The organism is Arthrobacter sp. NicSoilB11 (assembly GCF_019977375.1).
In the GTDB taxonomy this organism is placed as follows: domain Bacteria; phylum Actinomycetota; class Actinomycetes; order Actinomycetales; family Micrococcaceae; genus Arthrobacter.
In genome coordinates this window covers 4,272,822-4,295,297 of record NZ_AP024657.1, presented here as the reverse complement: position 1 = coordinate 4,295,297, position 22,476 = coordinate 4,272,822, and the positions used below count along the sequence as shown (strand labels likewise).

The 22,476-nt window shown below is 65.6% G+C and carries 24 protein-coding genes; 10 read left to right on the top strand and 14 right to left on the bottom strand.

The annotated features are described in order from the left end of the window. From LDO14_RS19975 to LDO14_RS19955, 5 genes are all read right to left on the bottom strand, one after another. The gene (locus LDO14_RS19975) at positions 1 to 1,821 is read right to left on the bottom strand and encodes an iron ABC transporter permease (RefSeq protein WP_223993113.1); all 1,821 of its coding nucleotides are present in this window, start codon (positions 1,819 to 1,821) and stop codon (positions 1 to 3) included. Beyond that, positions 1,818 to 2,882 (bottom strand): ABC transporter ATP-binding protein, encoded by a 1,065-nt coding sequence (locus LDO14_RS19970; protein ID WP_144601156.1) that lies wholly within the window; start codon positions 2,880 to 2,882, stop codon positions 1,818 to 1,820. The genes LDO14_RS19975 and LDO14_RS19970 overlap by 4 nt, the downstream gene beginning before the upstream one ends. Before the next feature lie 45 nt (positions 2,883 to 2,927). Further along, positions 2,928 to 4,004, bottom strand: a complete 1,077-nt coding sequence (locus LDO14_RS19965; protein WP_026265846.1) for an extracellular solute-binding protein — start codon at positions 4,002 to 4,004, stop codon at positions 2,928 to 2,930. Between the two features lie 168 nt (positions 4,005 to 4,172). Beyond that, a complete protein-coding gene (locus tag LDO14_RS19960) occupies positions 4,173 to 4,607 on the bottom strand; it encodes a hotdog domain-containing protein (protein ID WP_018769770.1) in 435 nt (144 codons plus the stop codon). Between the two features lie 77 nt (positions 4,608 to 4,684). Beyond that, on the bottom strand, positions 4,685 to 5,188 hold the full coding sequence (locus LDO14_RS19955) for a GNAT family N-acetyltransferase (RefSeq protein ID WP_018769769.1): 504 nt from the start codon (positions 5,186 to 5,188) through the stop codon (positions 4,685 to 4,687). Between the two features lie 156 nt (positions 5,189 to 5,344). Between LDO14_RS19955 and LDO14_RS19950 the strand changes: the two genes are divergently transcribed. The 3 genes from LDO14_RS19950 (at position 5,345) to LDO14_RS19940 (ending at position 7,240) form a co-directional block, all read left to right on the top strand. Next, positions 5,345 to 5,860 carry a MarR family transcriptional regulator gene (locus LDO14_RS19950; protein WP_043425008.1) on the top strand — a complete coding sequence of 172 codons (516 nt, stop codon included), beginning with the start codon at positions 5,345 to 5,347 and terminating at the stop codon, positions 5,858 to 5,860. A 76-nt stretch (positions 5,861 to 5,936) separates the two neighbouring features. Next, positions 5,937 to 6,251 (top strand): hypothetical protein, encoded by a 315-nt coding sequence (locus LDO14_RS19945; RefSeq protein ID WP_223993112.1) that lies wholly within the window; start codon positions 5,937 to 5,939, stop codon positions 6,249 to 6,251. Beyond that, entirely contained in the window at positions 6,248 to 7,240 is a 993-nt protein-coding gene (locus tag LDO14_RS19940) for a serine/threonine-protein kinase (protein ID WP_223993111.1), read from the top strand. Before LDO14_RS19945 ends, LDO14_RS19940 begins: the two co-directional genes overlap by 4 nt. Here LDO14_RS19940 and LDO14_RS19935 read toward each other — a convergent pair. Both LDO14_RS19935 and purB read right to left on the bottom strand, forming a co-directional pair. Then, positions 7,237 to 7,914: a histidine phosphatase family protein gene (locus LDO14_RS19935; RefSeq protein ID WP_018769766.1), complete on the bottom strand. Its 678-nt coding sequence runs from the start codon at positions 7,912 to 7,914 to the stop codon at positions 7,237 to 7,239. The genes LDO14_RS19940 and LDO14_RS19935 overlap by 4 nt on opposite strands. 133 nt (positions 7,915 to 8,047) lie before the next feature. Beyond that, a complete protein-coding gene (gene purB / locus LDO14_RS19930; protein WP_223993110.1) occupies positions 8,048 to 9,490 on the bottom strand; it encodes an adenylosuccinate lyase in 1,443 nt (480 codons plus the stop codon). A gap of 167 nt (positions 9,491 to 9,657) precedes the next feature. Between purB and LDO14_RS19925 the strand changes: the two genes are divergently transcribed. Continuing rightward, a complete protein-coding gene (locus LDO14_RS19925; RefSeq protein WP_018769764.1) occupies positions 9,658 to 9,960 on the top strand; it encodes a hypothetical protein in 303 nt (100 codons plus the stop codon). Next, on the top strand, positions 9,960 to 11,306 hold the full coding sequence (locus tag LDO14_RS19920) for a hypothetical protein (RefSeq protein WP_223993108.1): 1,347 nt from the start codon (positions 9,960 to 9,962) through the stop codon (positions 11,304 to 11,306). The genes LDO14_RS19925 and LDO14_RS19920 overlap by 1 nt, the downstream gene beginning before the upstream one ends. A gap of 31 nt (positions 11,307 to 11,337) precedes the next feature. Here the strand turns inward: LDO14_RS19920 and LDO14_RS19915 are convergent, their stop codons facing one another. Next, positions 11,338 to 12,246 carry a hypothetical protein gene (locus LDO14_RS19915; RefSeq protein ID WP_223993106.1) on the bottom strand — a complete coding sequence of 303 codons (909 nt, stop codon included), beginning with the start codon at positions 12,244 to 12,246 and terminating at the stop codon, positions 11,338 to 11,340. Between the two features lie 195 nt (positions 12,247 to 12,441). Then, the gene (locus tag LDO14_RS19910) at positions 12,442 to 12,867 is read right to left on the bottom strand and encodes a phage holin family protein (protein WP_018769761.1); all 426 of its coding nucleotides are present in this window, start codon (positions 12,865 to 12,867) and stop codon (positions 12,442 to 12,444) included. 105 nt (positions 12,868 to 12,972) lie between these two features. Between LDO14_RS19910 and LDO14_RS19905 the strand changes: the two genes are divergently transcribed. The 5 genes from LDO14_RS19905 to LDO14_RS19885 all read left to right on the top strand — a co-directional run bounded on the left by LDO14_RS19905 (position 12,973) and on the right by LDO14_RS19885 (position 18,564). After that, entirely contained in the window at positions 12,973 to 14,091 is a 1,119-nt protein-coding gene (locus LDO14_RS19905) for a histidinol-phosphate transaminase (RefSeq protein ID WP_208324268.1), read from the top strand. Positions 14,092 to 14,241: 150 nt separating this feature from the next. Beyond that, complete coding sequence (gene pdhA / locus LDO14_RS19900; RefSeq protein WP_018769759.1) at positions 14,242 to 15,474, top strand: pyruvate dehydrogenase (acetyl-transferring) E1 component subunit alpha; 1,233 nt, start codon at positions 14,242 to 14,244, stop codon at positions 15,472 to 15,474. Further along, positions 15,474 to 16,454 carry an alpha-ketoacid dehydrogenase subunit beta gene (locus LDO14_RS19895; RefSeq protein WP_018769758.1) on the top strand — a complete coding sequence of 327 codons (981 nt, stop codon included), beginning with the start codon at positions 15,474 to 15,476 and terminating at the stop codon, positions 16,452 to 16,454. The genes pdhA and LDO14_RS19895 overlap by 1 nt, the downstream gene beginning before the upstream one ends. A 7-nt stretch (positions 16,455 to 16,461) precedes the next feature. Then, positions 16,462 to 17,931 (top strand): dihydrolipoamide acetyltransferase family protein, encoded by a 1,470-nt coding sequence (locus LDO14_RS19890; RefSeq protein WP_018769757.1) that lies wholly within the window; start codon positions 16,462 to 16,464, stop codon positions 17,929 to 17,931. A 15-nt stretch (positions 17,932 to 17,946) separates the two neighbouring features. Further along, the gene (locus tag LDO14_RS19885; protein WP_026265843.1) at positions 17,947 to 18,564 is read left to right on the top strand and encodes a phosphatase PAP2 family protein; all 618 of its coding nucleotides are present in this window, start codon (positions 17,947 to 17,949) and stop codon (positions 18,562 to 18,564) included. 4 nt (positions 18,565 to 18,568) lie between these two features. Here the strand turns inward: LDO14_RS19885 and LDO14_RS19880 are convergent, their stop codons facing one another. From LDO14_RS19880 to LDO14_RS19860, 5 genes are all read right to left on the bottom strand, one after another. Beyond that, a complete protein-coding gene (locus LDO14_RS19880; protein ID WP_018769754.1) occupies positions 18,569 to 18,904 on the bottom strand; it encodes a hypothetical protein in 336 nt (111 codons plus the stop codon). A 179-nt stretch (positions 18,905 to 19,083) separates the two neighbouring features. Beyond that, positions 19,084 to 19,512 (bottom strand): universal stress protein, encoded by a 429-nt coding sequence (locus tag LDO14_RS19875; protein ID WP_018769753.1) that lies wholly within the window; start codon positions 19,510 to 19,512, stop codon positions 19,084 to 19,086. A 43-nt stretch (positions 19,513 to 19,555) separates the two neighbouring features. After that, complete coding sequence (locus tag LDO14_RS19870; protein ID WP_056392471.1) at positions 19,556 to 20,848, bottom strand: PLP-dependent aminotransferase family protein; 1,293 nt, start codon at positions 20,846 to 20,848, stop codon at positions 19,556 to 19,558. A gap of 69 nt (positions 20,849 to 20,917) precedes the next feature. Continuing rightward, positions 20,918 to 21,484: a GerMN domain-containing protein gene (locus LDO14_RS19865; RefSeq protein WP_223993104.1), complete on the bottom strand. Its 567-nt coding sequence runs from the start codon at positions 21,482 to 21,484 to the stop codon at positions 20,918 to 20,920. 317 nt (positions 21,485 to 21,801) lie between these two features. Beyond that, positions 21,802 to 22,359 (bottom strand): NADPH-dependent FMN reductase, encoded by a 558-nt coding sequence (locus LDO14_RS19860; protein ID WP_018769750.1) that lies wholly within the window; start codon positions 22,357 to 22,359, stop codon positions 21,802 to 21,804. Between the last annotated feature and the right edge of the window lie 117 nt (positions 22,360 to 22,476).

The window sequence follows — 22,476 nt, the reverse complement described above, 5'->3', positions numbered from 1 at the left end:
TCAGCGCACGGCCGCGGCAGGCCGTGTTGCGTCGTCCCCGCCCGGGGCCTGGGCGCCGGGGAGTCCTCCAGGAGCCTGCTGGACGGGCGGTACCGCGGGCAGTCGTTTCCTGGTCCGCCTCCGCCCCGACCTGCCGTAGACCAGGTACATCGTCACGCCGGTGATGATCATGAGGAGCACCGTGTAGACGAACGTGTTGGCAATACCCTCGGTGCCTTCTGCGCCATCGGTGTTGGCCTTGATCACCAGGCCCAGCGGCTGTACCAGCGGGTGGGCCAGGAAGATGGCTGTGTCATAGTCGTCCAACAGGCTGTTGAAGTTCAGGGCGGTTATGGCTGCTGCCGCCGGGAGAACCAACGGCAGGAGGATGCGCCGAAAGACGTACAGCGTCTTGGCTCCCATGATGGATGCAGCCTCCTCCAGCGACGAATTCACGGAGGCAAAGGATGCTTTGAGCATCCGGAGGGTGAACGGAATCTTCACCGTGACGAATGCGATGAGCAGGATCACCGTTGTTCCGGTGAGCACGGCACCGCCCACCAGCGGGCTGGGGTGGTCGTAGCTGACGATCAGGCCCAAAGCCAGCAGCGCAGACGGCAGGATCCAGGGAATGTGCAGCAGGTACTCGAAGGCCGAGGCCACCCAGTTTTTGTATTTCTGCAGCAGCCGGGCCACGAAGAGCAGTCCGCCGACGGCAATAACGGCCGCCAAGGCGCTGTACACAACACTGACGACAAATGGACGGAGCCCGGACTGCTGGGTGAGGACGCGCACGTAGTTGTCCAGCGTGAGGTTGGCCGGCGACAGTTGCCCCGTCTGGATGGCCGCGCCGTCGGCAAACGAGTAGAGCACGATCAGGGCCACCGGGAGCGTGTAGATGGCAAACAGGAGATATGCCACGGCGTGGACGGCCATGTTGGCTGCGGGGTTGGTGATGTCCTGCTTCTGCAGCTCGGAGGACACCTTGGACACCGAGAAGTAGGTGCCGCCCTTCTCAAGCCGGGACATGACGGCGAGCATCAGCATGGTGGCCAGGCCCAGGATCACCGCCAGCAGCGCTGCCAGGTCCCTGGACGTGGGGCTGTTGGTGAAGGTCAGGATCATCGGGGTAATGGTCTGGAATTCGCGGCCGCCCAGCACCTGCGGTGCGCTCAAAGCCCCCAGCCCGGTCAGGAACGACAGGATGGTGACGGCGAACAGCGTGGGCTTGAGCATTGGCAGGACGATGCGCCGAAGAATCGTCCAGGGGGATGCGCCAAGGTTCCGGGCGGCCTCGATGGTTTGGTAGTCGATCCCCTTGAGTGCGTTGGCCACGAAGAGCATGTGGTTGGTGGTGGTGGCAAAGGTCATGACCACCAGGACGGCGAAAAACCCGGAGAACCATCCCGGGTCCATTCCGGGGATCAGCTTGACCAGCAGCGAGGTGACGATGCCCTTGTCCCCATAAATGAATTTGTATCCCGCAGCCAGCACGATGCCGCCATAGATGAAGGTGGAGGCGTAGCCAAGGAAGAGGATGCGCGAGCCGCGGATCCGGAAATAGTGCGTCACCAGCACGATGAAGACCCCCACCAGGTTGACGGTGACGGAAAGGGCCACGGCCAGGAGGAAGCTTTTGCCGAGTGCCTTCATGGCCCGCTGCGACGAGAACAGCTTCTCCGCGGCGCGCCCCGAGAAGCTGCCGTCAGGAAAGAAGGTGGCAATCAGGATATTGACGTTGGGCCAGACCAAAAACGCGGTGATGAACCAGGTGAGGACGACGCCCACCACCAGGACGAAGGGTGAACGGCCCATGCTGCGCACAGTGGCGTTGGCGCTCATGGCAGGGCAACTGCCCGGTCCCGGCGCAGCGACACACCGGTTTCCGGATGGTACTGGAGGATGTGTTCAGGCTGGACATAGACGGTGGTGTTCGTGCCGGCCTCCGGGTGCGTGCCTCCGTTCTCCCTGACAAGGAGGCGGATGTCCGCGCCGTGGCTGCGCACAACGTAGCGGCTGTGGAGGCCATGATAGGTGCGGGAGACCACAGTGGCCGGAAGCCCGACGGCGGTGCCTCCGCCGGAGGGCCGGTCCAGTGAAGCCTTTTCCACGCGGAGGTAGGACCTGGCGTCGGTGCTGAGGCCGGCCCCCGAAAGTTGGTTCACCTCGGAGACAAAGTCCGGAGTCAGGGTTGAGCTGTCGCCGATGAAGTTACAGACGAACTCCGTGGCGGCATGGTCATAGATGTCCTGGGGTGTCCCCACTTGCTCGATGACGCCCTTGTTGAACACCGCGACGCGGTCACTCATGGCGAGTGCCTCATCCTGGTCGTGAGTGACATAGACGGTGGTGATGCCAAATTCACTCTGCAGGTCCTTGAGCTGCTGGCGCAGCTGGTGGCGGAGCTTGGCGTCCAGGTTTGACAGGGGCTCGTCCAGCAGCAGGATCTTGGGCCGCAGCACCAGGGCCCGTGCAACGGCCACCCGCTGCTGCTGGCCACCGGAGAGCTCCGCCACATTCTTTGCCAGCTGCTCATCACTGAGCTCAACGCGCCGCGCGATATCCCGCACAAGTCGGTCGCTCTCGGCAGGTTTTTCTTTCCGGACACGGAGCCCGAAGGCGATGTTTTCCCACACGCTCATGCTGGGGAACAGGGCGTAATTCTGGAACACCATGCCCACCTGCCGCTTGTCGCTGGGAAGCCGGGTCACGTCCTTTCCATCCACCCGGACCGTACCCTTGGCCGGCTGGATGAAGCCGGCCAAGGTGCGCAGCGCCGTCGTCTTTCCACAGCCCGAGGGCCCCAGGAGGGTGAAGAACTCGCCGGGGCGCACATGCAGGTCCAGCTGCGGAATGGCGGTGAAATCGCCAAAGGTAACTTCGATGTTTTCCAAGCGGATCATGGCATACCTGTCTGATGGAAAGCGGAACGGTGACTGGCGGGACGGTTACGTCATGTACTCGAGCTCGATCTTCTCCACCCAGGCACCCATGTTCTTCTGGACGAAGTCCCAGTCGATGTCCTGCTGCTTAAGATCCGCGAAGAAGCCCACCACCTCGGGATTGGCCTTTGCCTGGGCGCCCTTGTTGACCGGCATGGAGTTGAACTTCTGGGCGAACTCGCCTTGGACCTCGGCGCTGCCAAACCAGTCGATGAACTTCTGCGCCTGGTCCTTTTTCTTGGTCCCCTTCACCAGCGCGATCTGCTCTACCGCCAGCGGGACGCCAACCGCAGGGATCACCGTGTCGACGTTCACCTTGAAGGACTTTTCGCGGTCGGCAATGATCGAGGACGGCATCTGCCCCATGTCCACTTCACCGGATGCGATGCGGGCGAACAGGTCGGTTTTCGCCACGGCGGGACTTCCGTTCTTGAAGTACTGCTCAACCTGCTTCCAACCGTCATCGGAGATTCCCAAATCCCCTGAGTCGTCCCGGTAGCGCGAGAGGATGCCGGCAAAGACCAGCTGGGCTGTGGCGGTGCCCAGGCCGGTGACCCTTTCATAGCGGCTCTTGAACTCATCCTTGGCCCACAGGTCAGTCCAGTCCTTCGGTGCTGCATCCTTGGCGAACTTGTCAGAGTTGTAGCCAAGGAGGATCGCCTGCTTCACGAGGGGCCAGTACGTCTCGCCGTCACCGAGTCCCTTGTCCACGTCACCTGCCCACGCCGGCTGATAGGCCTCCAATGCGCCCTCGTTCTTGATCTGCGAGAAGTACATGTTGTTCAAGCCGAATGCGACGTCCGCGATCGGGTTGTTCTTCTCGGCAATGAGTTTATTGGTGGCATCAGCGCCGCCGGCCCCCACGATCTCAATCTTGAATCCGGCCTCGGCCGCCTTGGCGGCCAGCCAGTCACCCCGGCCTTCACCGTTGGAGTTGGTGTAGACAACCAGGGTGTCCCCGGACGCACCTTGCGGAGCTTTGGAAGCTTCCCCCGTTGAAGTTGGTGGGTTCGATCCACCACCGCATCCGGCGAGGAGGGTGACGGCGACGGCGGCGGCAACCAAAGTCTGCAATTTACGCACGATCAGGACTCATTTCTGGACTGGAATCGGAGCATGTCCGCACAGCCTATAGCCGCGCATGACAAAAACCGGGCTGTTATACCTATCGATTCGATAAACAGCCCGGCTGTCCACTTTGGACCAGATGGGGAAACTCTGGGGGCCCGCGGCGTGAACCGGGGGCGAACGTTAGTCCTTGACCGTGGTACCGCTGAGGTGGTGCGTGGGAATCCGGTCCCGGTCGTAGGTGATCTCCGTGTAGCCGTGCGGCTCGGGCTTGCCGTCCTGGTTCAGGTTCACGAACACGATCTCCTCGATGGTGAGGATGCTTTGCCGCGTGATCATGTTGCGGACCTCGGCGCGCATGGTGAGGGAGGTCCGGCCAAACCGGGTGGCCGTGAGGCCCATCTCGATGAGGTCGCCCTGGACGGCCGAGCTGACGAAGTTGATCTCCGAAATGTACTTGGTGACGGCGCGGCCGTTTCCCAGCTGGAGGATGGCATAGATGGCGGCCTCTTCGTCAATCCATTTCAGCAGGCTGCCGCCGAAGAGCGTCCCGTTGGCGTTGAGGTCCTCGGGCCGCACCCACTTGCGGGTCCGGAAGGTGATGTCCGCTGTTTCCATAGGCTGAGATTAGCCGACGGGGCGGTGCGCCCTTCCAGTGTGACGGCGCGCCGGCACCGGTGCCACGGGCTCCACTGCTAGGCCATGGCGGTTTGCGCCGCGCTGCGGGCATTGATGCTCTTGGCGTAGCAGTACGAGTGTTCCACCCCGACGTAGGGACCGAAGTTCGGGATGGCCTCGAATCCTGAATTCTCGTAGAAGTTCCGGCCGTCCGGCTGCGCGGACCCCGCCTCTGCCTTGATGCGGGTAATGCCCTGCCTGAAGGCCTCCGCTTCCAGGGCCGCCAGGATGGAGCTGGCCACCCCGGATCCCCGCGTGTACGGCAGTACGTAGAGGCGCTTGATTTCCGCCGTCGATCCGTCCAGGAGCCGCAGCCCCCCGCAGCCCACAGGCTGCCCCGAACCCTTGTCGTACGCCACCAGGAACACCGCACAGTCGGCGCCCGACGGCGGCGGGCCGGGTTCGTGGTCAGGCCGGCCAAAGCGGGCGTCAAGTTCGGCCTGCTGGGCGCGGCGGAGGTCGGCGCCCACGGGGTTGGACCAGGGGACCTGCCGGATGTTCAGCCTGGGGTTGGTCTGCATATCTGCCTCGATTCGCCGGAGGGGTATGCCTGATAAGGCTAGGCGCGGGGAGTTACACAGGTGTTTCCTGGCGGTAAGCACCTGGATAACGCGGATGTTGACGCGGCTGTGCAGGTTACTTGGCAGCCTAGTTACCAGCTGGTCTAAAATAAATCCATGGCTTCTATGGGCAACGAGGGATCCGGCTATTGGTACGGGCCCGACGGGCAGCTGGACTACAGTGCTGCGGTGCTGAAGTCGCTCCGCGACTACCGCGCGGCCGAAACCGAAATCCGCCGCACCACGAGGGACTCCATGGGCATGGGGGAAACCGACATTCTCGCGCTGCGGTATCTGCTGCGTGTGCAGGCCTCAGGCAAGCAGGTTGTCCCCAAGGACCTGAGCCAGTTCCTCAATATTACTAGCGCTTCCACAACCTCGCTGATCGACCGGCTGGTGGCCAGCGGCCACGTTCGCCGCGAGGCGCATCCCTCGGACCGCCGGTCCGTGGTGGTCATCCCCACCGTTGAATCGGACAAGGAGGTCCGCGAGACGCTCGGCGCCATGCACCGGCGCATGATGCAGGTGGCGGAAGGCCTGACCGCGGAGGAGGCCCGGGTCGTGGTCGATTTCCTCCAGCGGATGACGGACGCGCTCCAGGCGCCCGAAGGCAAGGACCAGAAAATTCACTAGGTGGACTAGCTAGATCAACTAGTTATATGTAAGCTTACGATTGTTCCCAAAGTTGCTTCCCAACGGAGTCGTGAGTGTGTTGGTTACTTTCACCGAAGTTTCACCGCCTGAACCCCGCTTGGCCGGGGCGGTCCTGACAAGCCACCTGCTGGAATCCACCTTGGACGGCACCACTGCGCCGCAGGGAGATCCGGCAGTCCACTGTGGTGCCGCCATGCAGCTCGTGACGCCGGCTGTGGGATGGCACCGCGCCAGCTACACCTTCACGCCGGCCGACGCAGGGGGTACGGAGCTTCCGCCCGTGTGGCGCTGCGCCTGCGGATTCCAGCTGGATGCCTGGCAGCCGGCCGATGTCCGCGCCACGCACACCTCCGCTGCCTTTTCAGCATGAGCATCGCCGGGACGGCAGCGCCTGTACTGCCGCTCAGCCCGCAGAAACCTGGCCCGGACGGTCTCATTGCCGGGCGCTACCAGCTCAGGGAACGCCTGGGCCGCGGGTCCGCTGCCGAAGTCTTCCGTGCGGTTGACCTGGAGGGCGGTCCTTATGCCGCAGTCAAGATCGCGGCAGTCAACGGCCGGAAGCAGCACCAGCGCATCCGCAATGAAGCAAGCGTGCTGGCGGGGCTCAACCACCCGTCCATCGTGCGGCTGCTGGCCCAGGGCGTCATGCCCGACGGCGGGCGCCATTCCGGGCGCCCCTTTCTGGTGGAGGAACTTGCGTTGGGCGCGAGCCTGGCCGAAACCATCCGGCTGCAGAATCCGGGGCCCGGGGATGTTGCACTCTGGGCACAGGGTTTCTTCCGTGCACTGGCGCACCTTCACTCCAGCGGGCTTGTGCACCGGGACATCAAGCCTGCCAACCTGATGCTGAGCGGGCTGCGCAGGAGTCCGGTCCGGATCATCGATTTTGGAATCGCCGCCGCGGCGGGGTCGGCTCCCGAGCCCGGAATTTCCTCCGGCACCGTGCATTACATGAGCCCCGAGCAGGCCTCCGGCGGCACGGCTGACCCCTCCTGGGATGTGTACGCCATGGGCCTGGTCCTGCTGGAGCTTCTCACCGGCTCCAAGGCGTTTCCGGGCACCGCCATCGAATCCCTTGTGGCCAGGACCCTGCGGTCACCGGATGTTCCGGACCACCTCGGTGAATGGGCCATCCTGCTGCGGTCCCTGACAGCCATGGATCCCGTCGAACGGCCGACGGCGGCAAGCGCCGCGGCGATGGCAGCACGGCTGATCCCCGCGGCCCCGGTGCAGGCCCAAGACAGCCGGCCCGGCGGGGACGACCAGCGCAGCCGTGTAAGTCAGCGCGTGGAGCCGGGTGCCGTCCCGTGCAAGGCAATGCGCATCTTCTCTCCCCGGCGCCACCGGCAGCAGGTCTAGGGGGCGCCCGCGTCCCGCCCTGTCGGGTCCTCGGCGGTCGGGTCCGCCAGGGCGAGGCCGCCCACCGGGCTGCCGTCCCAATGGATCAGGTTCCAGCCGGCACGCAGGTCGCCCTCCAACGCCACGATCCCGGTATTGGCAAGGACATGGCGGGCGGCGAACTCGTGGTCAACGCCGTCGGCCCGCAACCCGGCCCACGTGCGGATGGCTGCACCATGGCTGACGACCGCAACGGTGCCGTGCTGGTGATGTTCGGCCCGCTCCACCACCCGGGCGATGGCACCGTCAAACCGTTCGAAGAAGGCGTGGCCGTCCGGACCCGCCGGCATGCGGAGATCCAGGTCCCCGGCGGCCCAGGAGATGACCGTCCCCATGTAGCGCTTGTGGGATTCGTGGTCGGTGAGCTTCTCCAGCGATCCGGCCTCGATTTCGTGCAGCCCTTCCAGCACTTCGACATCGAGGGTCTGCAGCCGCGCCAGCGGGGCGGCGGTGATCTGGGTCCTGATCAGCGTTGAGGCGTAGAGGGCCCCGATGCGTTCGTTGGCCAGGGCCCGCGCCATGGCCTCCGCCTGGCGCTCGCCCAGTTCGGTCAGCCCAGGGCCGGGATGGTCGGTATCAAGCTGGCCCAGCACGTTGCCGGGGGTTTCGCCGTGGCGGATCAGGAGCAACTTCATGATCCCAGTTTCGCACTCCGGAATGCTGCCGGCGTACGGCCGGAACGGGCGTCACATCGCCGGGGTCGCAGAAAGGCGCCGGGCCCTGGGGAGCCCGGCGCCGCCGTCGTAATCTTCTGCGTTGGTGCGGAGCCTACTTCAGGTGGTCCACCAGCTGGTCAGCGATGCCCGTGTACTTGCCCGGGGTAAGGGCAAGGAGGCGTGCCTCGGCATCTGGGGAAAGGCCCAGTCCCTGAACGAACTCGCGCATGCGCGCTGCGTCGACGCGCTGGCCGCGGGTGAGGTCCTTGAGGCGCTCGTACGGGTTCTCCATGCCTTCGACGCCGGCAATCGCCTCCGCGCGCATGACCATCTGGATGGCTTCACCCAGCACTTCCCAGTTGGTGTCCAGGTCCGCCGCCAGCACGTCCCCGGCAACGTCCAGGCGCTCCAGGCCCTTGGCCACGTTGGAGATGGCGAGAAGGGAATGGCCGAATGCCACGCCGATGTTGCGCTGGCTGGAGGAGTCGGTCAGGTCGCGCTGCCAGCGGGAGGTGACCAGCGTCGCGCCCAGGGTGTCCAGCAGGCCGTTGGAGATCTCCAGGTTGGCCTCGGCGTTCTCGAAGCGGATGGGGTTCACCTTGTGCGGCATGGTGGACGAACCCGTCGCGCCGGCCACCGGAATCTGGGCGAAGTAGCCGATGGAGATGTAGCTCCAGATATCCGTGCAGACGTTGTGCAGGATGCGGTTGAAGCGTGCCACGTCGGCGTAGAGCTCTGCCTGCCAGTCGTGGCTCTCGATCTGCGTGGTCAGCGGGTTCCAGGTCAGGCCCAGCCCCTCCACGAAGGTCTGGGACACCTGCTGCCAGTCAGCGCCCGGGACGGAGGCCACGTGCGCGGCGTAGGTGCCCGTGGCACCGTTGATCTTGCCCAGGTACTGCGTCTTTTCGATCCGGTCCAGCTGGCGGGTCAGGCGGTGCGCGATGACAGCCAGCTCCTTGCCCAGGGTGGTGGGCGTGGCCGGCTGGCCGTGGGTCCGGGACAGCATGGGGACGGCGCGGTTGTCTTCCGCCATCCTGCTGAGCTGTTCCACCAGGGCGCGGGCGGCGGGCAGCCACACATCCTCCACGGCGCCCTTGATGCCCAGCGCGTAGGAAAGGTTGTTGATGTCCTCGGAAGTGCAGCCAAAGTGGACCATGGCGGTCAGGTTTTCGATGCCGACAGCGGGCAGCCGGCGGCCGATGTAGTACTCCACGGCCTTCACGTCATGGACGGTGACGGCCTCGATCTCTGCGAGTTCGGCTACCGAGGCGGCGTCGAATTCGGTGACGATGGCGCGGAGCTGGTCCTGCTGCTCCTTGCTGAGGGGACCGGCTCCCGGCAGGACGTTGTTGCTGGTCAGGTGGATGAGCCATTCAACTTCCACAGCCACCCGGTCGCGGTTCAGGGCGGCCTCGGACAGGTAGTCCACGAGGGGGGCGACGGCGGACTGGTAACGGCCGTCCAGGGGTCCGAGCGCGATTTTTTCCGATGACGCGGCGAGGGCCAGGCGTCCTGAGGGCGTACGGGTATCAGCTGTGGCGGCAGTTTCAGGCATGTGCTGATTCTTTCATGAAGTCCGGCACCGCCTTAAGCCGGGCGGCCACGTTACTTGTCCACATAGCCGACGGCGGTGCTTACCCCGCGGGGGCTGCCTGCCTAGCGTTGGACACAGCAGGGAGATGGCGAAACATCTGGCCGGGAAGGCCGTGACGGGGAGCTGGCATGGGGAACGATCTGACGGACGGGATATGGGGCAACGGGCTGGGCGTCAGCCTTGAAGTCCAGGAACTGGGGCGAAGGGTGGCGCAGTGCTGTCACACGGCGGAAGAGGTGCTCGCAGGATTCCACGAGATCCAGTTGGCGAACTGGGAATCACCTGCCGGGCAGGCATACCGCGATTCGGTCAGCCTGCAGGCGGTGGCGGTCCGCAGGGCGCTTGACCGGGTGAGGGAGGCGTCTGCCGCGGTGGCCGCGCACGCCAGCGCGGCATTGACGGCCGAGTGCTCGCCGGGCAGCCGGTTCTGATGGCCGATGTGACGCCCTCCGGTTCAGGAGGTCCCATCCACGTTTCACCACCGCCCCCGGACGGCATCCTGACCATTTCCGGTGGCGTGGGTGGAATCACCGTCCAGCTGGAGGAACTGGATGCGGGGGCCGCGAAGCTCGATGGACTCGCCGGCCGTCTCGCCGCCATCGAGGCGGAGCTTTTCACGGTCTGGCGGGAGCTTGGTGAGTACCAGAACCAGCCGCGAACCACGGGGACTGCAGCGCTTATTGCCGTGGGGGAGTCAAGGGAGGCGGTCCTCAGGGTCCGGCTGGAGCTCCAGCGGATCAGCGGCCAGGTACGGAGCTGCAGGTGGGATTACCAGATGGCCGAATCCATTGCCCACACGCAGTGGATGCTGGGCCTGTCGAATCCGGACGTTGAACTCCGGAAGCATGTGGACTTCTGGCGGACGGGATTCCTCAATGGGGATGCCATGGAGATGCTGGTGGCCAATGCCGTCACCACCCTTCCCTTGATCAAGTCTCTGGTCGAAGGCGTCAACCCCGCGCTGCGTCCGGGCCCGGTGACGGCCAGGCAGGAAGAGCGCGTGCCCATCGACCTCGACGCCACCCCCGCCGGGCTGCTTGAACGGGTCAGGCTGGTGGAGGAGCGCGGCAGTGGCTATATCGAAGTCATCGAGGTGGACAACGGAGGCGGAAAGGCCTACGTGGTGGTGGTTCCGGGAACCCAGGTCCATGACGAAGACGAAGGCACCAACCCGTTCGATCTTGCCGGAATCGTCGACGGCCTGGGCAGCAATTCCCGGCAGGTGAATGCCGCAGTCCTGCAGGCACTCCGGGAGGCCGGCGCCGAGCCGGGGGCGGACGTCGTTGCGGTGGGGTACAGCCAGGGCGGAATCCATGCCATGAACCTGGCGGCGGACAAGGAGTTCCTCAAGGAGTACGACATGAAATACGTCCTGACTGCGGGATCGCCCATTTCGCGCATAACGCCTCCCCCCGATGTCAGCACTCTTCACCTGGAACACCGCACGGACTGGGTGCCCGGCAGCGATGGCCTGGACAACCGGGATGCCAGGAACCAGGTCACGGTGACCGTGAACAACGACCTCTACGTGCGCGGGGGAGAAGACGCCGGCTTGGGGCCGGGCCACCGCCTCACCGGCTATGAGGAGGCAGCCCGCCTGGTGGGCGCCAGCAAGGACCCGTCCCTGGCCCAGTCCACGGCGGTGCTGGGCGGGGTCCTGGGTGCCGGCGGTGCTGCCACTGCCACCAGGTTTTCCCTGTCCAAGCCGCCACCGCCTCCTCTTCCCAGGGAACGCAGGGACCCCTTTTCGGGGCGGCCGCAGCCGGGTGCCAGGTAAAACTTGCATCCAGCCAAAGCAGGGCAGGGCCTCAGGAGATCTGGGCGGCGTGCATTTCCGCGAACCTCTTGGTGCGCGTCTTTCCCTGCGGGTCCGGCTGCGGGGCGGGCTTCGGGGCCGGCGCCGGCACGGCGGCTGTGCACCGGTAGTTGTAGTCCAGGTCGCCTTCGGTGAACTGGGTTAGCGTGACGGTCCCGCCCGGCGCCAGGGGGGAAGCCGAGCAGTATTCGCGGGCAGACTCCGTGGATTCCGCACCCGCCAGCCAGTTCCTCAGCCGGTAGAGGTTGCTGCCGGGGCCCACTTCCCCCACAATTTCACCGAATTGATAACCGGTGGAATAGATCCCCACGTCCAAGCCAGTGCCCTCCAGGAACGCGGTCATGCCCTCCAGCTCCGCAGCATTGGCGGTCTTGTCCCACAGCCAGCTGTTTCCGGTTTCAACATCCAGCCACCACATGCGCCGCAGCTCCCCGGCGCCCGAATCCTTCAGGATGGCAACGTCATTGGCGGCCATGGCGTACCCGTGCACGTAGGCGCAGGCAGGTGCCCCCGTGCCGTCACACACTCCGTAGGGGTTGCTGACGTCCATGCCACGGTAGCTGTTGCTCGCAGGCCACCACACCGACTCCACCGGTCCTGTTGCGGCGGTGTTCACGTACACCGCCGCCGGAGTTCCCCCGGCGGCATCCGACGTCTGGTCCGCCCACGCCAGTTGGGCAGCCAGGCATGGGTTGACGGTGTCCGGCCGTCCCCCGTTGACGCCCACGATTGCGAATGACGGGGGTGCGGGGAGGTCTGCGCCGCACTGGGGCCAGGAGATGTCGTTGCCAAGCGCGGTCATGCTCCGCGGTGCCGGCCCTGTTTCGGCGTCTGCGTGTGCAGGGCCTGCCTGCCACGCCAAAAGCAGGCAGGCGGCAAGCAGGAATCTCATGGGCTTCATGCGTGGGCCCCCCGTGGTCCGGAACTGACAGCAACAGGGCCTCTGGAGGCCCCGGTTCGCAGCCTAAGCGGCCCGTCCGGCAGGGGTCATGGGTGGCGGGTACTGCTGTTTTGGGAGCTGGGTGGCGAAACGGCACCTGCCGGGTACCTGTTTCCGCCCGCCTTCCTACTTAGAGGCTGGATCCCGGACCGGGGGTCAGCGCCTGCCGCCCGGGAGCAAACCTGCCACCAGTGAGACCAGGGAGATGATGATCGCCGCCAGGACGGCGGTCCAGAAGAAGGAATCGATAGTGAGGTGCACCGGTGTGTAGCCGCTGATCCAGGCTGTCAGGTACAGCATGGCCGCGTTGATGACGATCGCGAACAGGCCCAGGGTCAGGATGGTGATGGGAAGCGCCAGGAGTCTGACCAGCGGCCGCACGAAGGCGTTCACCACCCCGAAGATGAGGCCGATGAAGAGGTAGGCCAGGACGATCCCGATGGCATCGGTGTCCTGTGAAATACCACTGCGGGCCACGGCATCCGATGCCGCCGTGCTGGAGATGTCCATGCCCGGCAGGATCCAGCTGGCCACCCAAAGAGCTGCGGCATTGACGATGACCCGGAGGATGAATGAACCCATGGCACCATGCTTCCACATGGTGCTGATGTGCGGGCGGCAGCGTGCCCTGAATTTCGGTGCATGGTCCCCCGATTCCCGTGGGGGCTTGGAAGTAGGCTAGAAGCCATGACCTCATCTGAGACCAGGGCAGGCGGCATTGCACCCCGCCCGGTGCTGGAGCGGCTGCCCCGCTACGCTGCAGGAAAGCCACCGGCCGCCGTCAGCGGGCTGGCCAGCTACAAGCTGTCGTCCAACGAGAACCCGCTGCCCCCGATTCCGGCCGTCCTCGAGGCGATCGCCCGGCAGCGGGACTTCAACCGGTACCCGGATCCGCTGAGCAGCAGGCTCCGCGCGGCGCTGGCGGAATTCCTTGGCGTGCCCGCCGAGGACATCGTCACCGGCGCCGGGAGCCTGGGCGCACTGAACCAGATTCTGGCTGCCTTTGCGGGCCAGAACGAGGACGGCAAGGCGGACGAGGTCATCTATGCGTGGCGTTCCTTTGAGGCGTACCCCATCAGCGTGGGCCTGGCAGGTGCGGAAAGCGTGCGCATCCCCGTGACCGCGGACGGACGGCATGACCTGGAAGCGATGGCGGCTGCAGTAACGGCCCGCACCAAAGTCATCCTTCTCTGCACGCCCAACAATCCCACGGGCCCGGCACTCGGCGCTGCTGAAACCGAAGCCTTTATCCGTTCCGTGCCGGCGGACGTGGTGGTGGTCATCGACGAGGCCTACCAGGAGTTCGTCAGGGCCCAGGACGCCGTTGAGGGGATCGACCTCTACCGCAAATACCCCAACGTGGTGGTTTTGCGGACCTTCTCCAAAGCCCACGGACTGGCCGGCCTTCGGGTGGGCTACAGCGTCTCCCAACCGGAACTGACGCAGTACCTCCGCGTTGCTGCCACCCCGTTCGCCGTGTCCCAAATTGCCGAGGACGCGGCAATTGTTTCCCTTGGGAATTACGCCCAGGTTGTGGAAAGGGTACAAAAGCTCGTGGACGAGCGGGCGCGGGTAACCGCCGGCCTGAAGGAGCTCGGATGGGCCGTCCCGGATGCCCAGGGCAACTTCGTATGGCTGGCACTCGGTGCTGAAAGTTCAGCCTTTGCGGAGCTGGCGGGGACGCGTGCCCTCTCCGTGCGGGCCTTCCCCGGGGAGGGCGTCCGGGTCAGTATCGGGGAACCCGAGGCCAACACCCGGTTCCTCCAGTTGTGTGCCGACTATACAAAGGCACCGGCAACTTCCTAGCACTTAACAAGTAGCCCTCCCGCTACTTACCGAAGATAAAGTTAGGATCAGTAAGCCAATGTATATGCCGCAAGGGGAATGTATTCCTTTTGCGGCATATATCCCAGCGACATTTGCATTGCATCCGGATGCGGCAAGCAAGGAGACGGTATGGGCACTCATCTGCCTTCCACCGAGTTCGACGGAACAGCGGTAGACGATCAGCGGGAAGCCGATGCTGAAGCCGTCATGGGCGAGCCCGCGGCCCAGATGGTGCAGCTGCTCGGCCCCGACGGGAAGCTCGGCAGCGATCCGGTCTTCAGCGGCTACGCGGACAAACTGACCCCGGAGGACCTGCGTGGGCTGTATGGGGACATGGCCGCTATCCGCCGGTTCGATATTGAAGCCACCGCCCTCCAGCGCCAGGGCCAACTGGCACTGTGGGTACCGTTGACCGGCCAGGAGGCAGCGCAGATTGGCTCGGGCCGTGCCAGCCAGCCGCAGGACTACATTTTCCCCACGTACCGGGAGCACGGCGTCGCGCTGACCCGCAACGTGGACCTGGCCGAACTCCTGCGCCAGTTCCGCGGAGTTTCCAACGGCGGCTGGAACCCCAAGGACACCAACTTCCACCTGTACACCCTGGTCCTGGCTGCCCAGACCCTCCACGCCGTGGGCTACGCGATGGGGATCCAGCGCGACCAGAAGCTCGCCGCCGCCACGGATGCGGCCAACGAGCAGCCGAACGCCGCCGTCATCGCCTACTTCGGTGACGGCGCCAGCTCGGAAGGTGACGTGCACGAGTCCATGGTGTTCGCCTCCTCCTACAAGGCGCCGGTGGTGTTCTTCTGCCAGAACAACCACTGGGCCATCTCCGTACCCACCAACGTCCAGACCCGGGTTCCGCTGTCCAACCGCGCCAAGGGCTATGGTTTCCCGGGGATCCGGGTGGACGGCAACGACGTGATCGCCGTGCATGCAGTCACCGAATGGGCCCTGGAGCATGCCCGCCAGGGCAACGGACCCGTCCTGATCGAGGCCTTCACCTACCGGGTGGGCGCGCACACCACCGCCGACGACCCCACGAAGTACCGCCCGTCGACGGAAGAAGACGCCTGGCGGGCCAAGGATCCGCTGACACGGCTCGAGAAGTACCTGCGTGCCGAAGGCCTGGCGGACGACGACTTCTTCGCCAAGGTCAAGGCCGACGGCGACGAGCTGGCCGCGTATGTCCGGCGCACCGCCCATGATCTTGAAAACCCGGACATCCGGCAGGCCTTCGCCAACGTCTATGCCCAGGCGCATCCGCTGGTGGCCGAGGAACTGGCATGGTTCGAGGAGTACAGCGCAGGATTCGCCGGCGAGGAAGAAGCCGCCGCGCAGGAAGCAAAGGCAGGCCACTGATGACCACCATGACCATTGCCAAGGCCATCAACGAGGGCCTCCGGGCCACCCTGGCGGCAAACCCCAAGTCGCTGCTGATGGGCGAGGACATTGGTCCCCTGGGTGGTGTGTACCGGGTGACCGACGGGCTGATCGGCGAGTTCGGCCCGGACCGCGTGGTGGACACCCCGCTGGCCGAATCCGGCATCATCGGCACCGCCATCGGCCTGGCCCTGCGCGGCTACAGCCCCGTCTGCGAGATCCAGTTCGACGGCTTCGTCTTCCCCGGCTTCAACCAGATCACCACCCAGCTGGCCAAGATGCACGCCCGCAGCCACGGCAACCTTACGGTTCCCGTCGTCATCCGCATCCCGTACGGCGGCGGCATCGGCTCCGTGGAGCACCACTCCGAGTCCCCCGAGGCGCTGTTCGCGCACACGGCAGGCCTGCGCATCATCACCCCTTCCAACCCGCACGACGCCTACTGGATGATCCAGCAGGCCGTGGAATGCCAGGACCCGGTGATCATCTTCGAACCCAAGCGGCGCTACTGGCTCAAGGGCGACGTCGACGTTGACGCTCCGGGCCCCTCGGAGGACCCCTTCAAGGCCCACGTGCTGCGTGAGGGTACTGATGCCACCATTGTTGCCTACGGCCCCCTGGTTCCCGTGGCGCTTGCGGCCGCCAACGCCGCGGCGGAGGACGGCAGGAGCGTTGAGGTCATCGACCTCCGGTCCATCTCGCCCATCGATTTCGATACCGTCACCGCCTCCGTCCAGAAGACCGGACGGCTGATCGTGGCGCACGAGGCGCCCACCTTCGGTGGAATCGGCGGCGAAATCGCCGCCCGCATCAGTGAACGTGCCTTCCATTCGCTCGAGGCTCCGGTGATCCGCGTTGGCGGATTCCACATGCCCTATCCCGTTGCCAAGGTGGAGGAAGACTACCTTCCGGACATCGACCGCATCCTGGAGGCGCTGGACCGCGCCCTCTCCTACTGAGGACACCATGACCCTGAACAAGTTCAACCTGCCCGATGTCGGCGAGGGCCTCACCGAAGCGGAAATCGTCTCCTGGAAGGTCAAGCCGGGCGACGCCGTCGCCATCAATGACGTCCTCTGCGAGATCGAAACCGCCAAGTCCATCGTGGAACTGCCGTCCCCGTTCGCCGGGACGGTCACCGAACTGCTGGTGGGGGAAGGGGTGACCGTGGACGTCGGCACGGCCATCATCAGCGTCAGCGACCACGTGTCCGGCGATCCCACACCCGCTGACGTCCGTGCACCGGAAGCACCAGTGCAGCCGCTCTACGGCAAGCTCCCGCAGGATGCGGCAGTGGACACAACGGCCGACGGCGGCGCTGGCGGAAGTGCCCCGGCCGCCGGCCCGCTGGTGGGGTCCGGCCCCAAGGCCGACGCGGTCAAGCGGCGCCCGCGGAAAACGGCGCCGGCCGCTGCCGTAACGGTCAATGCCCCGCAGGTTGAACCTGTCCAGCCGGGCACGCCGGCTGCAGTGTCCGCCACCGAACCCGCCGCCGTCGACAACCGTCCTACCCTTGGCGGCACCATCACGGGCCTGGTCAACCGGGTCCTGGCCAAGCCGCCCGTCCGGAAAATTGCCCGTGACCTGGGCATCGACCTGGCAGATGTTGTTGCCACCGGTTCACGGGGTGAAGTAACGCGCGAGGACCTGGTCAGCTACCAGTCTCAGCGCGATGCCGAGCTGGACAAGGCGGACGGCTTCTGGGGCAAGGCCGGAAAGCCGCAGGACCAGCGCGTGGAGCGGATTCCGGTCAAGGGCGTCCGCAAGGCCACCGCAAAGGCGATGGTGGAATCCGCCTTCGCAGCGCCGCACGTCAGCATCTTCGTGGACGTGGATGCCAGCCGCACCATGGAATTCGTCAAGCGGCTCAAGGCCTCCCGGGACTTCGAGGGCATCAAGGTCTCGCCGCTGCTCATCCTGGCCAAAGCCGTCATCTGGGCCGCGGCCCGGAACCCCAGCGTGAACGCGTCGTGGGTGGACAACGAAGACTCCGACACCGCTGAAATCCATGTCAAGCACTTCATGAACCTGGGGATTGCCGCCGCAACCCCGCGCGGCCTGATGGTCCCGAACATCAAGAATGCCCAGGACCTGTCCCTGAAGGAGCTGGCGCTGGCGCTGAACAACCTGGCCACCACCGCCAGGGCCGGGAAGACCCAGCCGGCCGAGATGCAGGGCGGCACGCTCACCGTCACCAACATCGGTGCCCTGGGCATCGACACCGGCACGCCCATCATCAACCCGGGCGAGGTGGCCATCGTTGCTTTCGGAACCATCAAGCAAAAGCCCTGGGTCCTGGACGGTGAGGTGATTCCCCGCTGGATCACCACCTTGGGAGGATCCTTCGACCACCGCGTGGTGGATGGTGACCTGTCCGCACGCTTCATGGCCGACGTCGCAGCCATCCTGGAAGAGCCCGCGCTCCTGCTGGACTAGGGCCCGGACCAGGACGTGACGGTAAGCAGCGGCTCAATCCGGGCCAGGAACCACACCGCCAGGTGGCTGACTGAGGTCTTCCAGCCGCCGGTGGTGGTGAGCATCCAGCTGTTGATCAGCCCCCTGACGGAGGCAGGATTCCCCGGGACCATGGGTTACGGGGCGCTGGCGGCCCTCTTTGTGTGCGTGCTTCCGCTTGTGGTGCTGCTGGTGCTGGTCAGGCTGGGGAAGGTGACGGACCATCATGTGAGCGACCGCAGGCAGCGCGCCCCGGTGCTGCTGATGGCGCTGGCCTGCATTGCCGTGGGGCTGCTGGTGCTGGACACCGTGAACGCCCCGCAGAGCGTGACCGCCATGGTCCTGGCGGTGGTGGGCGGCGTGGCCGTGCTGGCAGTCGTCAGCCCGTTCTGGAAAATGAGCGGCCATGCCGCTGCAGTGTCCTGTGCCGCCGTCGTATTGGTGCTGATGCTTGGCGCGGCCTGGGCCCCGCTGCTGCTCCTGGTTCCGGCGGTGGGCTGGTCACGCGTTGTCCTGCGGGCGCATACCCCGGGGCAGGTGGTGGCAGGTTCGCTCTTTGGCGGAGTGGTGATGGCCGGGATCTGGTGGCTGCTCCAGGGCTGGCTGGTGGGCTGAACGCCTAGTACGCGGAGTAGGCCGTGAGGGCCTCAAGCAGGGCAGGATCAGCTGTGGTTCCCAGAACCACAGCGGCTGCGGTCATCAGGCCGCCCATCAGGGCCGCCATCCCGGCCCAGGCGCCCAGCAGCTTCCAGTCCTCGCGCAGGACGCTCCGCACGGTCTGGGGAAGCTCGAGTCCCGGCGCGATCAGGTTGGGGGCGCTGTCCAGGCTGCCGTCGTCAAGCAGCGCAACTACCCTGCCGTTGCTCCGGTCCACGCGCATGGAGGAGATGTGGTTTCCGTGGCGGGCCAGGAGGATGTCGTGGCCAACGAGCTGCCGGCGCTGCAAGGTGATCAAGGGGGAGCCCTTCGATGGGGGTGGATTTGTCAATGTCCACGCCTTTGGGGCCTTTTCCAATTTTATCGTTGGAGAACGCAGCGAAACCGGTTTCAGCCGGTGAGAACGGACACCCCCCGCAGCGACATGCACCACCACGGGGAGTGTCCGGCGTTACGCCGGCGGCCGGTCCTGACGGTTCAGTCGGCGTCGTAGGTGTTGGCGATGTACACGTCGCAGGGTGCGTTGTGGGCAACGCTGTTGGCCACGCTGCCAAGGACGCGCCCGATGCCGTGCATGCGCCGGTTGCCCACCACGATGATCCTGGCGTCCATGCGGATGGCTTCCTTGATGAGGGCGTCGGCCGGGCGCCCGCGCGCTGCCGAATACGTCACCGTGATGTCGCGGCCCAGCGATTCCGCCACCGTCCGGGCCACCTGCTCCGCGGCGTCCGCGTCGGAGACGATCCAGCGGTCGCTGCCGCTGCCGAACACCTCGGTCCGGTCGCTGTCGAAGGCGGACACGACGTGCAGGGAAGCGCCCAGGGCCGCAGCCAGGTCCCTGGCTGACTGCGCCGCCTTCTTCGCCGTCTCGCTGCCGTCAACCCCTACAACGATGATTCCAGCCATATGCATGCTCCTTTGCTAGGTTTCGGCACTCGTGTGGCTTACGCTACAGCGCGGCGATGGCTTCCTGCAGCACCGGCGCCAACCGGCGCACTCCCTCGGCGATGGCATCGGGTGGTACGGCGCTGAAGGCGAGCCTGAGCTTGTTGGACGGTTCGTCCGACGGCGTGAAGGCGGCGCCGGGGATAAACACGACGCCGGCATCGATCGCCTTGTGCAGCAATGGGTAGGTATCAACACCCTCCGGCAGCGTCACCCAGACGAAGAAGCCGCCCTGCGGGTTGGTCCAGGTGGTTCCCGCGGGCATGTATTCCCTGAGGGCGGCCAGCATGGCGCGGCAGCGCTCGGCGTACAGCCGGCGGTAGGTCTCGATCTGTCCCTTCCAGTCGTAGTCGCGCAGGTAGGCCGAGACCAGCATCTGGTTCAGGGCGGGCGGGCAGAGCGTCACGGCTTCGGCGGCCAGGTAGTAGCGGCGCTGCAGGTGCTCCGGCACGAGGGCCCAGCCAATGCGCAGGCCGGGCGCGAAGATCTTGGAGAATGATCCCAAATAGATGACGTCGTCTGGGTTTGCGGCCCGTAAGGGAGCCAAGGGCTCCCCCTCGAAGCGGAGCAGGCCATAAGGGTTGTCCTCGAGGACAAGGATATTCGCCCTGCGGCATATATCGACCACCTGCTGCCGGCGTTCCCTGGCCAGGGTGATGCCGGATGGATTGTTGAAGTTGGGGATGGTGTAGAGGAACTTGATGCTCCTGCCCGCCAGCTGCAGGGCGGCGATCCGCGCCTCCAGCAGTTCCGGAACCAGGCCGTACTGGTCCATCTCCACGGTTTCCACCTGGACCTGGTATGCCTCGAACGTGTTCAGTGCGCCCACGTAGGTGGGGTCCTCCACCAGCACCACGTCGCCCGGATTGCAGAACAGCTTGGTGGCAACGTCCTGGGCGGACTGGGAACCTGCGGTGATCACCACGTTCTGCGGACGGGCATCCAGGATTCCTTCTGCAGCCATGACATCGCAGATCTGTGCCCGGAGTTCCGCTGTGCCCTGCCCGGCCCCGTACTGGAGGGCGGTAAGGCCGTCCTCCGCGATGATTTTCGCCGCCGTGGCTGCGAGCCGGTCCAGGGGGAGCGACTGCAGGTACGGGCTTCCCCCCGCCAGCGACACCAAGCCGGGCCGCATGGAGATGTCGAAGACATCCCTCACCGCCGACTGCCGGATGTTCGCCGCGCGCTCGGAGAACAGTTCCTCGTGCCGGTGTGCCGACGTTGCCGCCCGCTCGATTGCATCAATGGCTTCCGCCGGCAGCGTGCCTGCCGCGGTGTCAAGTGTCTCGTGGGTCACAGAGTCAGGATACAGCCAGTTGTTGCTCTAAAAGCAACATATGTTTATTACTGATTTACCGGCGGCCGGCTACTTCAGTTTCAGGGAGTCCGCCAGGGTCTTTCCGTTGATGTAGATATCAGCCCGGACTGCACCCACTGCCTCAAGGGCGGTCTGGGTGAGCTGGGCGTCTATGCGCGGAAGGTCGCAGGTTCCGCCGGGCTTCAGCGCGCCCGCCAGGTAGACCGTGACCGTGGTGCCGTCAAAGCTGCCGGACAGGAACTTCAGCCTGGAGCCGCCCAGCGCGTTGTACAGTCCATCCGCCTGCTGTCCGCCGTCAAGGAGCGCAGCGATTGCAGCCTTCAGCCGGCCATCCCCGGCGCCGGCCAGTGGGGCGGAGGCGACCAGGCTGTCATTGCAGCCAAAGCGGATACCGTGCCTCCCGCCGTCGTCCACCATCACGAAGTAGGCCGTTACCGGCGGGGCCGTGGCGGCGGCGCTGGCCCGGGGACCTGCGGGTGCCGCTGCCTGGGGCGTACTTTGCGGCCTTCCGGCCGGTCTTCCTTGCTCCGCCCCCGGAGGGCTGCTTTCCATCGTCGCCGGAAGGAGGGCCAGCGGCGCTGCGCTGGTTCCGGCATTTCCGCCGGTGGCAGGCACGGATGGCCCTTCCGGTTGGGGGAGAGGGGCGCTGCAAGCGCTGACCAGCAGCGCAAGGCACCCTGCTGCCGCTGCCAGGCTGCCGCTGCCACCGCCGCCCCAACTCCGTCTCTTTGCCATGCGGCACGCAATCCCATCCGGTAGGTCCAGTGGATTAACGCTACGGCGGCCCTGGCCCGCGCAGATGTCCGGAAGGTACCGGTTGGGACAAGAGTTGGTCACGGCTGGGAAGTGCCCCTTAAGCCGGCAGCGCCCGGCATGCAAAGCTGCATGCCGGGCGCTGCCGGGCTCCCTAAGCTGCCAAGTGGCGCGGGAGGTTAGGCTGCCGGTGCTGCGGCGGCCAGGGTGTCGAAGATGCCCTTGATCTGCTCCACGATTTCGGCGTCGTCCTTCGGGTGGACCTCGGCGAAGCGGACCATGGAGCCCGGGACGGCCAGCTTGACGTCGTCGAGGATCTGCGCGCCGGCGATGCCGGCGGCCTTGCGTGCCTCATCCTGGGCCCACACGCCGCCGTACTGGCCAAATGCTGTACCGACGACGGCGGTCGGCTTGCCCGCCAGGGCGCCGGCACCGAAGGGGCGGGACAGCCAGTCAATGGCGTTTTTCAGGGCGGCGGGAACGGTGCCGTTGTGTTCGGGGGTGACCAGCAGGAGGGTGTCGGCCTCTTCGGCGGCGGCGCGCAGTGCCGCGGCGGCAGCCGGGACCTGGCCTTCCACGTCCAGGTCCTCGTTGTAAAAGGGGATGTTGCCCAGGCTCTCGTGGATCACCACGTCCACCTGCTCGGGCGCGTTGAGCTGGATGGCTTCCGCCAGCTTCTGGTTGGTGGACTCGGCGCGGAGGCTGCCGACAAGGGTAAGGACTGTGCTCTTGGTCATGGAATCTCCTGGCTAGGGTCGCGGCGGGGACCGCGTTCGGGTGAACAGAGGCTCATGGAGCCTTCACCGTACTAAACGGACCGCAGTCCGCTTATATTCCCGGTGGCTACACTGTCT

Coding starts and splice junctions, on each gene's coding strand:
- LDO14_RS19950 (WP_043425008.1), top strand. CDS start 5,345: ATGGCTTCTATGGGCAACGAGGGATCCGGCTATTGGTACGGGCCCGAC.
- LDO14_RS19970 (WP_144601156.1), bottom strand. CDS start 2,882: ATGATCCGCTTGGAAAACATCGAAGTTACCTTTGGCGATTTCACCGCC.
- LDO14_RS19940 (WP_223993111.1), top strand. CDS start 6,248: ATGAGCATCGCCGGGACGGCAGCGCCTGTACTGCCGCTCAGCCCGCAG.
- LDO14_RS19915 (WP_223993106.1), bottom strand. CDS start 12,246: ATGAAGCCCATGAGATTCCTGCTTGCCGCCTGCCTGCTTTTGGCGTGG.
- purB (WP_223993110.1), bottom strand. CDS start 9,490: ATGCCTGAAACTGCCGCCACAGCTGATACCCGTACGCCCTCAGGACGC.
- LDO14_RS19905 (WP_208324268.1), top strand. CDS start 12,973: ATGACCTCATCTGAGACCAGGGCAGGCGGCATTGCACCCCGCCCGGTG.
- LDO14_RS19955 (WP_018769769.1), bottom strand. CDS start 5,188: ATGCAGACCAACCCCAGGCTGAACATCCGGCAGGTCCCCTGGTCCAAC.
- LDO14_RS19920 (WP_223993108.1), top strand. CDS start 9,960: ATGGCCGATGTGACGCCCTCCGGTTCAGGAGGTCCCATCCACGTTTCA.
- LDO14_RS19975 (WP_223993113.1), bottom strand. CDS start 1,821: ATGAGCGCCAACGCCACTGTGCGCAGCATGGGCCGTTCACCCTTCGTC.
- LDO14_RS19910 (WP_018769761.1), bottom strand. CDS start 12,867: ATGGGTTCATTCATCCTCCGGGTCATCGTCAATGCCGCAGCTCTTTGG.
- pdhA (WP_018769759.1), top strand. CDS start 14,242: ATGGGCACTCATCTGCCTTCCACCGAGTTCGACGGAACAGCGGTAGAC.
- LDO14_RS19895 (WP_018769758.1), top strand. CDS start 15,474: ATGACCACCATGACCATTGCCAAGGCCATCAACGAGGGCCTCCGGGCC.
- LDO14_RS19925 (WP_018769764.1), top strand. CDS start 9,658: ATGGGGAACGATCTGACGGACGGGATATGGGGCAACGGGCTGGGCGTC.
- LDO14_RS19960 (WP_018769770.1), bottom strand. CDS start 4,607: ATGGAAACAGCGGACATCACCTTCCGGACCCGCAAGTGGGTGCGGCCC.
- LDO14_RS19935 (WP_018769766.1), bottom strand. CDS start 7,914: ATGAAGTTGCTCCTGATCCGCCACGGCGAAACCCCCGGCAACGTGCTG.
- LDO14_RS19890 (WP_018769757.1), top strand. CDS start 16,462: ATGACCCTGAACAAGTTCAACCTGCCCGATGTCGGCGAGGGCCTCACC.
- LDO14_RS19875 (WP_018769753.1), bottom strand. CDS start 19,512: ATGGCTGGAATCATCGTTGTAGGGGTTGACGGCAGCGAGACGGCGAAG.
- LDO14_RS19860 (WP_018769750.1), bottom strand. CDS start 22,359: ATGACCAAGAGCACAGTCCTTACCCTTGTCGGCAGCCTCCGCGCCGAG.